Origin of the sequence: Gluconobacter potus, assembly GCF_015244705.1 — a bacterium.
In the GTDB taxonomy this organism is placed as follows: domain Bacteria; phylum Pseudomonadota; class Alphaproteobacteria; order Acetobacterales; family Acetobacteraceae; genus Gluconobacter; species Gluconobacter potus.
Window position 1 is genome coordinate 672,197 of the sequence record NZ_JABCQF010000001.1, and the last position, 12,040, is coordinate 684,236.

The 12,040-nt window shown below is 61.9% G+C and carries 10 protein-coding genes and 1 tRNA gene; 7 read left to right on the top strand and 4 right to left on the bottom strand.

Annotated elements, in window-relative coordinates; translation table 11 throughout:
• The first annotated feature begins 8 nt into the window (after positions 1 to 8).
• The 5 genes from HKD31_RS02895 to hflX all read left to right on the top strand — a co-directional run bounded on the left by HKD31_RS02895 (position 9) and on the right by hflX (position 6,160).
• Positions 9 to 749: a sigma 54-interacting transcriptional regulator gene (locus HKD31_RS02895; RefSeq protein WP_194263666.1), complete on the top strand. Its 741-nt coding sequence runs from the start codon at positions 9 to 11 to the stop codon at positions 747 to 749.
• A gap of 68 nt (positions 750 to 817) precedes the next feature.
• Positions 818 to 3,145 carry a sensor histidine kinase NtrY-like gene (locus HKD31_RS02900; protein WP_228120172.1) on the top strand — a complete coding sequence of 776 codons (2,328 nt, stop codon included), beginning with the start codon at positions 818 to 820 and terminating at the stop codon, positions 3,143 to 3,145.
• The gene (gene ntrX / locus HKD31_RS02905) at positions 3,135 to 4,547 is read left to right on the top strand and encodes a nitrogen assimilation response regulator NtrX (protein WP_062495990.1); all 1,413 of its coding nucleotides are present in this window, start codon (positions 3,135 to 3,137) and stop codon (positions 4,545 to 4,547) included. The genes HKD31_RS02900 and ntrX overlap by 11 nt, the downstream gene beginning before the upstream one ends.
• A gap of 48 nt (positions 4,548 to 4,595) precedes the next feature.
• The gene (gene hfq, locus HKD31_RS02910) at positions 4,596 to 4,850 is read left to right on the top strand and encodes an RNA chaperone Hfq (protein WP_062447393.1); all 255 of its coding nucleotides are present in this window, start codon (positions 4,596 to 4,598) and stop codon (positions 4,848 to 4,850) included.
• Positions 4,847 to 6,160 (top strand): GTPase HflX, encoded by a 1,314-nt coding sequence (gene hflX, locus HKD31_RS02915; protein ID WP_194263664.1) that lies wholly within the window; start codon positions 4,847 to 4,849, stop codon positions 6,158 to 6,160. The genes hfq and hflX overlap by 4 nt, the downstream gene beginning before the upstream one ends.
• A gap of 7 nt (positions 6,161 to 6,167) precedes the next feature.
• Here the strand turns inward: hflX and HKD31_RS02920 are convergent, their stop codons facing one another.
• From HKD31_RS02920 to HKD31_RS02930, 3 genes are all read right to left on the bottom strand, one after another.
• A complete protein-coding gene (locus HKD31_RS02920) occupies positions 6,168 to 7,328 on the bottom strand; it encodes an OpgC family protein (protein WP_194263663.1) in 1,161 nt (386 codons plus the stop codon).
• A 74-nt stretch (positions 7,329 to 7,402) separates the two neighbouring features.
• Entirely contained in the window at positions 7,403 to 8,038 is a 636-nt protein-coding gene (locus HKD31_RS02925; protein WP_228120132.1) for a hypothetical protein, read from the bottom strand.
• A 91-nt stretch (positions 8,039 to 8,129) separates the two neighbouring features.
• Positions 8,130 to 9,584 (bottom strand): SulP family inorganic anion transporter, encoded by a 1,455-nt coding sequence (locus HKD31_RS02930; protein ID WP_194263661.1) that lies wholly within the window; start codon positions 9,582 to 9,584, stop codon positions 8,130 to 8,132.
• 223 nt (positions 9,585 to 9,807) lie between these two features.
• Between HKD31_RS02930 and HKD31_RS02935 the strand changes: the two genes are divergently transcribed.
• Positions 9,808 to 10,671, top strand: coding sequence for an SDR family oxidoreductase (locus HKD31_RS02935; RefSeq protein ID WP_194263660.1), 864 nt, complete (start codon positions 9,808 to 9,810; stop codon positions 10,669 to 10,671).
• A 101-nt stretch (positions 10,672 to 10,772) separates the two neighbouring features.
• Positions 10,773 to 10,848, top strand: a tRNA-His gene (locus HKD31_RS02940).
• A gap of 33 nt (positions 10,849 to 10,881) precedes the next feature.
• Here HKD31_RS02940 and HKD31_RS02945 read toward each other — a convergent pair.
• Complete coding sequence (locus tag HKD31_RS02945) at positions 10,882 to 11,814, bottom strand: DMT family transporter (RefSeq protein WP_194263659.1); 933 nt, start codon at positions 11,812 to 11,814, stop codon at positions 10,882 to 10,884.
• Between the last annotated feature and the right edge of the window lie 226 nt (positions 11,815 to 12,040).

Sequence of the window (12,040 nt, forward strand, 5' to 3'; positions counted from 1 at the left end):
GCGCTTCCATGGCAGCCATGACGGAGCCGTCCGCTTCAGGTCTGGTCGAACAGGGTTGCCATCCGGTTTTCCTGTATGGCGCGTCCCGGCTGGACCGGCAGGACGTCGCCCGGCGGCTTCACAGTCATAGCCCGCGGGCACAAAATCCGTTCGTGATTGCCGCCCTGACCGCCACTCCGCGTGCGCTTCGTGAGGCGGCTCTCTTCGGCAACGGCGAGGCTGGCTGGATCCAGCAGGCTCAGGGCGGAACGCTGCTGCTGGATGAGATCGACTGTCTGTGCCCGCTGATGCAGGATCGGTTCATGGACTGGCTGGCCCAGGATGAGACGGATCTGCGTGTGATCGCGGGGAGCCGTCATGATCCTGTTCTTCTGCTCCGGCAGGGAGGTCTGTCCGCTGCCCTGCATCGCTGGCTGTCGGCGCTGCCCTCTGCCCAGCGGCTGGGGCCGGAGCGGATCAGCGCGGTCTGTCGCCTGGCGGCAGGTACGGGCACGGCGCGTCCCCGCGGGCTGGAACGCGCGCTGGAACGGCCGCTTGCTGAATATCTTGAGGGCGATCTGGAAAACGGGGCGGGCGATCTGCATGCCTGTGTGGTGGGTGAGGTCGAGCGGCCGCTGATCACGATGGTTCTGCGCCGGACCTGCGGCAACCAGTTGCGCGCTGCCGCCATTCTGGGTGTAAACCGCAACACCCTGCGCAAGCGCATCCGTGAACTGGATATCACGATCCCGAAAGGCATCGACGAGTGAGACTTCCTTCCCTGAGGCGCCTGTTTGCAAGGCTGACGAGTGCCAATGGGGCGGTTCTTCTGACAGTCATGGCGCTGGTGCTCGCCTTTGCGACGTTCGTCGTACTGTCGGGGGGCATGTCTCTGGCGCATCGCCCGCAGGTGCAGGCGATTGTCTTCCTGCTCGACTTCATCATGCTCATGCTGATCGCGGCAGCGGCCGTGGTGCAGATCGGGCGGATGCTGGCCGAACGCAGGCTCGGTCTGGCCGGTGCACGCCTGCATGTGCGGCTTATTACACTGTTCGGCATCGTGGCGGTCGCTCCGACCATCGTGGTGGGCGCGGTGGCGACGCTGTTCTTCCATTATGGCGTGGAAATCTGGTTCTCCAACCGCGTGAATGATGCGCTGAACGAGGCGCGTTCGGTCGCGGTCGGATATCTGCGCGAACACAATGACAATGCCCGGACAGAGGCTTTCGCGCTCGCGAACACACTGATCACCGTCCAGAACGATGAACTGTTCTCGCGTGGGACCGATCTTTTCCACGACCCCGCACGTCTTCAGGAATTCCTGGACGATGAAGTCACCGAGCGTGGCCTGACGGATGCGGAAGTCTTCGATCCGCTGACGTACAAGGTTCTGGCGGTCGGTGGTCTTCTGGGCAGCGACGCGGATATGACGACGGCGCCACCTCTGCCGCCGAAATCGGTTGTCGAACTGGCCCAGCATGGCGAGGCGGTCATCCTTGACCGGCCGGATCAGCGGAAAGTGCGCGCCGTGGTGGCGCTGGGGGGCAATTCGGGCCTCATGCTGGTCATCACGCGCCCGGTCGATCCGGATGTCGTGGAACACATGCGCCGCACGGATACGCTGGTGGCGGATTACCAGCGGCTGATTACCAATCGCGGCAAGACGCAGGTCCTGTTCGCGGTCATTTTCGCCCTGATGGGGCTGCTGGTTCTGGCCGTCGGGATGCTGACCGGGCTGGCGCTGGCCAATCGTATCGCCAACCCGCTCGGATTGCTCATTTTGGCAGCCCAGCGGATTTCCAAGGGCGATCTGGGTGTGCGGGTTCCGGTCCCCGACGATGCGGGGCAGGACAAGGACGATGAAGTGACGGGCTTGTCCCGCGCTTTCAATAGCATGACGGACCAGCTCGAAAGCCAGCGCTCCGAACTGATGCAGGCCTATGACCAGATCAACGAGCGCCGGCGCTTTACCGAGACCGTGCTGGCAGGCGTTTCGGCTGGTGTGATCGGGCTGGACCGGATGCAGGTCATCGAACTGCCCAATCGCGCGGCGTCCAGCGTGCTCCAGCGCGATCTCCAGCCGGCCATCGGGATGAAGCTGACGGATCGGGTTCCGGAGTTCTCGGGTCTTCTGGAAGCCGCGCGCATGGCGCCGGAACGCGTTCATACCGCTGAAATCCAGGTGGACACGGAGGGCGCGCAGCGTCCGGGTGGACCGGGTGAAGGCGCGGGGGCGGGGGCGGGGCGGACGCTTCTCGTGCGGGTCGTGGCGGAGCTGCGGGGGCAGGACGTCGCGGGTTATGTCGTGACCTTCGATGACATCACGGATCTTCAGTCCGCACAGCGTAAGGCCGCCTGGGCGGATGTGGCACGGCGTGTGGCGCATGAGATCAAGAATCCTCTGACCCCGATCCAGCTTGCTGCGGAGCGTCTCAAGCGACGATTCCTCAAGGAAATCCACTCCGATCCCGAGACCTATACCCAGCTTGTGGACACGATCGTGCGGCAGGTGGGCGATATCGGACGCATGGTTGACGAGTTCTCGGCGTTTGCGCGGATGCCGCAGCCCGTCATGCAGCCGGAAGACTTCTCGCGCCTGTGCCGGGAGGCGCTGGTGCTCCAGCGGAACGCTCATCCCGAAATCGTGTTCGAGACGAGTGGACTGCCCCCTTCAGGGCCGATCGTGCGCTGTGACCGGCGACTTATCAGCCAGGCCCTGACAAACCTTCTGCAGAATGCCGCTGATGCCATTAGTATGGCAGGCCGCGGAAAACCGGGAGAAAATGCGTCCGGGCAGCCAGCGGGACAGGTAGTGCAGCCAATTGGACACATTGTGGTGGGCTTGCACATTCACGGCGGGCATGTCCTGCTAGACATAGAAGATGACGGGATCGGCCTGCCGACGGTGGAACGCCACCGGCTGACCGAGCCTTATGTAACCCACAAGGCGAAGGGCACCGGCCTCGGCCTTGCGATCGTCAAGAAGATCATGGAGGACCATTCCGGGATGCTTCAGCTCACTGATCGGGAACCAGACCAGTCCCGCGGCGCCTCGCCCAGGCAGCGGGGAACGCGTGTCACCCTGTCCCTGCCGTTATGGGAGCAGGAGAGCCATGTTTTGGGCGGAATGGACCTTCAGACCATGAGGATAGCAGATGGAACATGAGATCCTGATCGTCGATGACGAACCGGACATCCGGTTTCTCATCGAGGGCATTCTGAACGACGAGGGCTACAAGACCCGCACGGCCGCCAATTCAGATCAGGCGCTCGAACTCTTCCGTGCGCATTGTCCGTCGCTGGCGATTCTGGATATCTGGCTTCAGGGATCCCGGCTGGACGGGATCGAACTGCTCAAGATCTTCCAGACCGAGGAGCCGGGTCTGCCGACGCTGATGATTTCGGGTCATGGAACCATCGAGACGGCGGTGTCCAGCCTCAAGCTCGGGGCCTATGATTTCATCGAGAAGCCGTTCCAGTCGGACCGGCTTCTGGTCGTGGTGCGCCGTGCGCTGGAAGCCGCGCGTTTGCGGCGGGAAAATGCGGAACTGCGTCTGCGGGCCGGTCCGGAGACGACGCTGTCGGGGGACGGCGCCGTCATTTCGGCCGTTCGCGCCCAGATCGAGCGTGTTGCCCCCACCAATTCCCGCGTGCTGATCAGCGGTCCGGCCGGATCGGGCAAGGAAGTCGCGGCCCGCATGATCCATGCGCGCTCCCGCCGTGCGGAAGGGCCCTTCATTGCCCTGAACTGCGCAACACTGGCACCGAACCGCTTTGAAGAAGAACTCTTCGGCCTTGAAGGCGAAGACGGCCAGCCGATGCGCCGCGGCGTGCTGGAGCGGGCCCATCGCGGGACGCTTCTGCTGGACGAGGTCGCGGATATGCCGCCCGAGACGCAGGGCAAGATCGTCCGTGCGCTTCAGGACCAGACATTCGAGCGTCTGGGCGGCAATACGCGGGTGAAAGTGGACATCCGTGTCATCGCCACCACCAACCGGGATCTCCAGTCGGAGATCGCCGCGCACCGGTTCCGCGAAGACCTGTATTACCGCCTTGCGGTTGTCCCTCTGCGCATTCCGTCCCTGCGCGAACGGCGCGAGGATATTCCCGGTCTGGCGCGGCACTTCCTGGAGCGTTGCGCGCAGTCTTCCGGCCTTCCGGTCCGGGAGCTTTCCGTGGATGCGCTTGCCGCGCTGCAATCCTATGAATGGCCGGGCAATGTGCGTGAATTGCGCAATCTGATGGAACGGCTGCTGATCATGATGCCGGGGACGGGCAACGATCCGATCCGGGCGGACATGCTGCCGGCCACCATCAGCCAGGGTGCGCCCTCGATGACGCGTCTCAATTCCGGAGCGGATGTCATGAGTCTGCCGCTGCGGGAGGCGCGGGACCTGTTCGAGACGCAGTATCTTCAGGTGCAGCTCATGCGGTTTGGCGGCAATATCAGCCGGACGGCCAGCTTCGTCTGCATGGAGCGCAGTGCGCTGCACCGCAAGCTCAAGCAGCTTGGGGTGACGACGAATGAAGAGCGCAATGCCGCATCTTCCACCCCGGTGAGTGGCTGAGATGTCGAACCCTCTTTTTCCCTTTTCCTTCTCTCGACTGTTAACAGCGTGACTTCAGAACTTTCCTCTTCTGCCGGCTCCCGTGCCGTGCAGGAGGTTTTCCTCGACCATCTGCGCAGAACCGAAGCGTCCGTGACCGTCTTTCTGGTCAACGGCGTGAAGCTTCAGGGCATCGTTGCCCAGTCCGATGCGCACACCCTGCTGCTCCGTCGTGATGGCCATGTGCAGCTTGTCTACAAACACGCCGTCAGCACGATCATGCCGGTGGCGGCCATGTCCCATTTTGTGGAAGAAGAACTTTGAGCGGTTTCGACACCAAAAAACCCGCAACCCGTGCGGCCGTCATCCTGCCCTGGGAGAAGTCGGGACCGCAGGAGGAAATCCGCGCGGCCGATGCGCGGCTTGAGGAAGCGGTCGGGCTGACGGCATCGATCGGGCTGGTCGTGGTGCGTCAGGCGGCCATTCTGCTGCGCGCGCGCCGTCCTGCCACCCTGCTGGGAAGCGGTCAGGTCGAGCAGCTGGCCGAGGCGGTCAAGCTGGATAACGTGGATGTGGTCGTCATTGATGCGCGTCTCTCTCCCGGTCAGCAGCGCAATCTCGAAAAGGCTCTGGGCTGCAAAGTTGTGGACCGGACGGGGCTGATTCTGGATATCTTTGGTGCGCGCGCGGCAACCCGTGAAGGTGTGCTTCAGGTCGAGCTGGCCCATCTGGAATACCAGCGCTCGCGGCTTGTGCGGCTGTGGACCCATCTTGAGCGTCAGCGCGGTGGTTTTGGCTTCCTTGGTGGTCCAGGTGAAACGCAAATGGAAGCGGATCGCCGGATGCTGGCCGAGCGGATCGGCAAGATCAAGAAAGAACTGGAACAGGTGCGCCGGACGCGCGGACTGCATCGTGACTCCCGCAAGCGCGTGCCGTTCCCGGTCGTGGCCCTTGTGGGCTACACCAACGCCGGCAAGTCCACGCTGTTCAATGCCCTGACGGGTGCATCCGTCCATGCGCAGGACCAGCTTTTTGCCACGCTGGACCCAACCATGCGCGGACTGCGCCTGCCATCGGGTCGTAATGTGATCCTGTCCGACACGGTGGGGTTCATCAGTGAACTGCCAACAGAACTGATCGCGGCCTTCCGTGCGACGCTCGAAGAAGTGGCGCAGGCCGACGTGATCCTCCATGTGCGTGACATTTCACATCCTGACAGCGCAGCCCAGCGTGCGGATGTGCTTAACGTGCTGGACGGCATGGTGCGCGACGGGATGCTCGACGCGCACTGGCCGGACCGCACGATTGAAGTGCTGAACAAGGCCGATCTGGTCGGCGGTGTCGAGGCCGTGCCGAAGCGTGAGAATGCTGTGGCGATTTCCGCCATCACGGGCGAGGGACTGCCGGATCTGTTCGAGATTCTGGACCAGTATCTCACGCGATCGATGAAGTCTGTGGATGTGCGTCTGCCGATTACGGATGGCGCGGCACTGGCGTGGCTTTACCAGCATGGTGAAGTGGTCGGGCGGACGGATCGGGAAGATGGGATGGACGTGCAGGTCCGTCTTTTTTCGGCGGATCTGGAGCGGTTCGAACTGCTGCACCCGGATCGGCTTGTGCCGCCGGAAGCCTGAAAACCCTCTATCTGGGCGCTGGCACCGCGGGTGCCGCGCCTGAAGAGACACGGGCCGCTTTGGCGCGCTGGCGGGCGCGATCCAGTGGCACGGCCAGCGCATAGGTCAGCCCGAGCCCGACCACGTTCATGACGAGCTGCTCCCAAAGATTAATGCCAAAGCTGGCGAACATCAGCCGCCCCAGCAGGTCCAGCACCGTGCTGCAGGCGAACACCTCCAGTGAGTTCCGGCCCAGCAGGGCCAGGCTCTGGCCTACCCGGTCGGCGGAAATGCGACGCAGGGCCTTGGAAGACTGCACCAGATAGAAGATCGCCATGATGTCCAGCAGGCGCCAGATGGCCAGCGTGGATTTGCCCGTATTGGGTGGAGCGGGGAAAATCCTCAAGAACGGCATGTGCCAGTATTCGTATGGGAAACACAGCACGAAAGCGCCGGCGAGATAGGCCAGACACACGGCTTTGGCCCATGGACGATAGGGCAGATCGCCGTTGTTTTTTGAGGCCCAGACGGCACCCAGAATTCCCAGAATGTACAGGAACTGCCAGCCGAACGGATTGAGATACCAGCCCGTGGGATCAAGCCAGTTGGGGATGGTGATATGGGGATCAAGATTGGCGACGGCCCAGATAGCCACGCTGAGAGCGACAAGCAGCCACAGACTGCGCTTCAGAAGCCAGTAGATCACCGGAAACAGTGCCAGAAGCACGACATAAAGCGGCAGGATGTTCAGATAGCTCGGCAAGGCGTCGAAGGTCAGGATGCGCCACAGCCAGCTATAACCGTGCGCGAGCTGGGGTTCGATCGTGTATTCGGGCAGCGGTTGGTAGTGCCGCCACTGGCGAACGGTCCAGACGAAGACCAGCGTCATGCCGGTTTGGTACAGATACAGTCTGAGGCATCGGGCCAGGATACGATGGATGCCGGTTTTCCAGCCCTGACGGTCGATCAGGCGCCCATAGGCCAGATAGGACGCATAGCCCGCCAGCATGACGAAGATCTCAGCCGCGTCCGCGAAGCCGAAATTGCGGATGGTGATGCGGTTGAGCAGATCATCGGGAACGTGATCCACGAGCATCATCAACAGGGCGATGCCGCGCAGCGCATCCACGCGGTGGTCGCGGGAGCTCTTGCGCGCTAAAGTTGATGGGGGCTGTTGGGGCGGCTCCATGACCTCTTCTTATCGTCAGTGCGGGGGCAGGGGTATGTGTGACAGGTTACGGTCAGATTAAAGATTGGACGGAATTACAGACTGTGGCTGTCCGTCTCCGAATGATGCAGGCCCGGGTTCATTCCGCCCTGCACACCCATGCCTCCACCCCCGTCACCCCCTCCGCCGCCGCCTTTTCCGCCTTCCTTGCCATCTCCCTTGTTTCCGCCGTTTGAGGAGGGGCGGGCAGGCCCCTGTTCAGGCAAGACGAGATCGGAGGGCAGGCTTTCAAGGTCCAGGGCCTTGCGGATGAAATTGCGCAGGGACACCACCAGATCATGGGTAGGGACAGGGCGTCCGGCCACAAGCTCCGCCGCTGCGCGGCCCGCCAGCCGGACCTGTTCTTCCGTTCCAAGCAGGATGATGTCGGACAGCGCGGCTTCGACGGTATCGCGGATGCGGCGGTTGCGATCCGAGCCGGAAAGCTGGTCAGGTCCCAGATCCCGCTTGTGCGTCGGATCCACAAGCAGAGTGCCGGTGAACGAACCGCCCAGCGTGCGATAGGCGCCCATCAGCACGCGGAGCCGCTCGTTGATCTGGCGATTCATCCGCTCCCGGCGCTGCTGGATGGTCAGCATCGTCAGCAGACGGATGCCGACGCCAATCAGCGTGAAAAGCGCCAGCCCGATCAGGGTGGCGAGCAGGCTGTGCCAGGAACTGAAATCAATCATGCTGCGCAATGCGTCTCTCCGGGCCGCTCGGGGATGCCGCTATAACAGTCAGGCATCCGCACGGTTTCGCGATTTCAGCTCCCGCTGAGCCTTACAGTGCGAGCAGGCTCTCATTCGACTGCGTGGCGATGATGCCGTGCTGGTCGTGATGAAGCCCCGTGACTTCGACTGTATGGCCGTGAGACTGGAGCTTGCCGATGATCTTTTCCAGAACCTGCACCGAGGTGATGTCCCAGAAACGGGCATGGCTCAGGTCGAGAACCACGGTTTTTGCATCCGTATGGTAGTCGATGGCATCGGACAGGCTGTCTGCGGATGCGAAAAAGACCTGTCCGGAGGCCCGGTATGTCAGTGTCTCGCCCGACCGCTCTTCTGTGACGCGCAGGAGCTTTGCGGCATGCCAGGCGAAGAATACGCCCGAGAGCATGACACCAACTGCCACGCCTGCAGCCAGATCGTGGGTCATGACAACCACGGCGACGGTGACGAGCATGGTCAGGCTGGACAGGCGCGGATGGCGGGTCAGATCGCGCAGGCTGCTCCAGGAGAACGTGCTGGCGGAAACCATGATCATGATGGCGACGAGGGCCGCCATCGGAACCTGCCCGACCCAGCGATGCAGCAGCACCATGAGGGCCAGCAGGAACGCGCCTGCCGTGAAGGTGGACAGGCGTCCGCGACCACCATAGCGCAGGTTGCCGACGGTCTGACCGATCATGCCGCAGCCCGCGATGCCGCCAAATGCGCCGACGAGAATGTTGGAAATACCGAGGCCCGTGCATTCCATGCGCTGGTCGCCATGGGTGTCGGTGATGTCATCGACAACAGAAGCCGTCATCATGGATTCCAGCAGGCCCACGGCAGCCATGGCCAACGCGTAAGGCAGCACGACCGACCATGTGGTCCAGTTCAAGGCGATATGCGGGGAGGTCAGGCCGGGCAGTCCTGTCGGCAGATCGCCGAGATCAGAAACCGTATGAACCGGCATCGGGTGGAGCATCGTGATGGCGGTCAGAATGACGATGCAGATCAGCGGCGAGGGGATGGCATCCGACAGACGGGGCAGCAAATAGATGATGACAAGGCCCAGCGCGATCAGAGCATAGGTGTGCCAGGTCACGCCCAGCATCTGCGGCACCTGTGCGGAGAAGATCATGATGGCCAAAGCATTGACGAAGCCGGTGCGGACTTCGGCTGGCACGAACCGCATGACGGCCTGAAGACGCAGCAGCCCGAACACGACCTGAAAGGCACCGGCCACCAGCGTAGCGAGCAGCATGGCTTGTACGCCGTGAGCGTGCACCAGCGGTGCCGCGACCAGAGCCACCGAACCGGCCGCACCGGAAATCATGCCCGGACGTCCGCCGAAAATGGCAATCGAGACCGAAATGACGAAGGACGCGAACAGCGAGACGGCCGGGGAGACGCCGGCGATATAGGAGAAGGCAATGACCTCGGGGATGAGGGCAAAGGTGCCGACCATCCCGGCCAGCACTTCGCGCAGCGGGTTCTGTGCCCACTGGCGACGATAGAGAGCGGGGGTCATGAAGGATCCTTGCAGGCAGGGCGTGAACAGGGTGCGACGTATTCAGGCCCGGCGCGGCAATGGTGAACCCAGTGTAACCCGGCTCGGTTCAGGATTGAAGGTCTGGAATGAACCTGAAGTGGAAGGAATGGGCTTCGGAGGGGGATGTTCTCCGCGCGAATTGAACAGCGGGCAACGTTTTTGCGTTGGGGTGGAACAGATCTTCCTTCATCCGGAGCATACCATGGCCAACTATCCCGCGCCGCCGTTCAACACCCCGCATCAGGATCATATTCCCGGCCAGACATCCCTCATGACGCCGAAGCCCGACCATGGTGAGCAGAGCTATGTCGGCCATGACCGTCTGCGCGGAAAGATCGCGATCATCACGGGTGGGGATTCCGGTATCGGCCGGGCTGTTGCGATCGCGTTTGCGCGGGAAGGCGTGGATGTCGTTCTGTCGTTCCTGCCTGAGGAAATGGACGATGCCCGTGAAACCGAATCCTGGATCCGCAAGGCGGGACGGCGCGTCCTCCTTGTTCCCGGCGACCTGCGGGATAGGGATGTCTGCGCCGAACTGGTGGACCGGACGGTCGCTGAGTTCGGACAGATCGACATTCTCGTGAACAACGCGGCCTTTCAGATTGAACGGTCCTCACTGGCGGATGTCAGTGAGGAGGAATGGGACAAGACGTTCGATATCAATGCCGGCTCTGCATTCCGCCTGTCGCGTCTGGCCCTGCCGCACATGCCGCGGGGTGGGGCGCTGATCCATACGGTTTCGGTCAATGCCGATCAGCCCAAGCCGAAGCTTCTGGCCTATTCCGCAACCAAGAGCGCCATCCAGAACTTCAGCGGCGGTCTGGCCCAGCTGCTGGGTGAGAAGGGAATTCGTTCCAACGTGGTCGCTCCCGGCCCGATCTGGACACCGCTGATTCCTGCGACCATGGATGTCGAACACGTGGAACGCTTTGGCGCTGATACGCCGATGAAGCGTCCGGGGCAGCCCGCGGAACTAGCCGGGGCATATGTTTTCCTGGCCAGTGATGACGCCAGCTACGTCTCGGGCGCCACGATTGCCGTCACCGGGGGCACTCCGATAATCTGAGCCGGAACGGGTTTGCCAGAAAAATCCGTGGCGTAAAAAAAATTGCGTCAAAGGACTGGACGACAGCCCCAACCTTCCTCTAGAGAATGCGTCGCTGTGTGGCGGATGTAGCTCAGTTGGTAGAGCGCCGGTTTGTGGTACCGGTTGTCGCGGGTTCGATCCCCGTCATTCGCCCCAGCAATCCTTTCCCAGAAAAACTGAATATTGCCCTCAGGGTTTTGCGACATCAGCCCGCTGGTGATGTCTGTGTTCCCAGTGTTCTTCCAGCGCCATACGCTCGAAGCGCAGTTTCTGGCGGATCCAGTTCAGCATGCCCGAGAGCGTGACGACCACAATCCCCACGAAAGTCCAGTTGTCCAGCGGCTGCTTGAACAGCAGGTAGCTGAACGCCACCGCCCAGACCATCTGGCTGTATTGCGGGAGTGCCACACGGTTCGCAGGGGCGACGGCTGTGGCCATCATCATGAAAAGCTGACCCAGGGCGGCGAGAAAACCGTAGCCGAACAGGATGGACCAGACTTTCCAGCCATGGGGCCAGGATGCATGGGCGATCATGAGCAGTCCGTCGCCGATCAGCGGGCCGAACAGGCTTGATCCGAACAATGAAAGTCGGGCGCTCCCATCTCCCGCCAGCCGGTAGGCCACGACGCTGCTGGCATTGGCGAGGGCTGCGACGATGGCGCAGGCATGGCCCAGATGGAACGTCCGTGCGCCGGGTCGCAGGACGATCAGCACACCGAGAAATCCGACCGCGACGGACAGCCACGTCCAGAACGAGACCTTTTCCTTGAGGATCGTCACGGAGATGATGGTGACGAAGAAGGGCATCAGGAACATGAGCGAAAGGGCTTCTGGCATTGGCAGCAGCATGAAGGCCATGACGCTCGCGGCCGTCGAGACGAATGTCGAAACCGCGCGCAGAATCCACATCCCCGGGCGGGTCGTCGCGAAAATGTCGGAATAGGGTTCGTCAGGGCGGCGAATGAAAGGCAGGAGAATGAATCCGAAGACGCCGCCTGAAAACGCGACTTCAAAAGGATCCAGATGCCCCGCAAGTCCTTTTGAGCAGGCATCGCTGATAGAAAAGGCGGCATAGCCCAGGAGCGCCAGAAGAATACCGGAGGAGAAAATATTCTGTTTCATGAGTCTGTTTCTCCGCGGGTAAAGCTGATTCCCATCGAAGATAAGGAAACCTGCTTGCGCTGACAGTCAATGTTTCAGATTCCCGGAATCATCTTTTCTGATGCTCCGTTCATTATTGAGAGCAGGAAGGGGCCTGGAGGTGAAATTGGAAAGGTCGCGACCTTCATGTAGGATGCGCCCCCTTCGGGGAAGCCGTATGGCCCCCATCTTGTGGATGAAAAAGCGT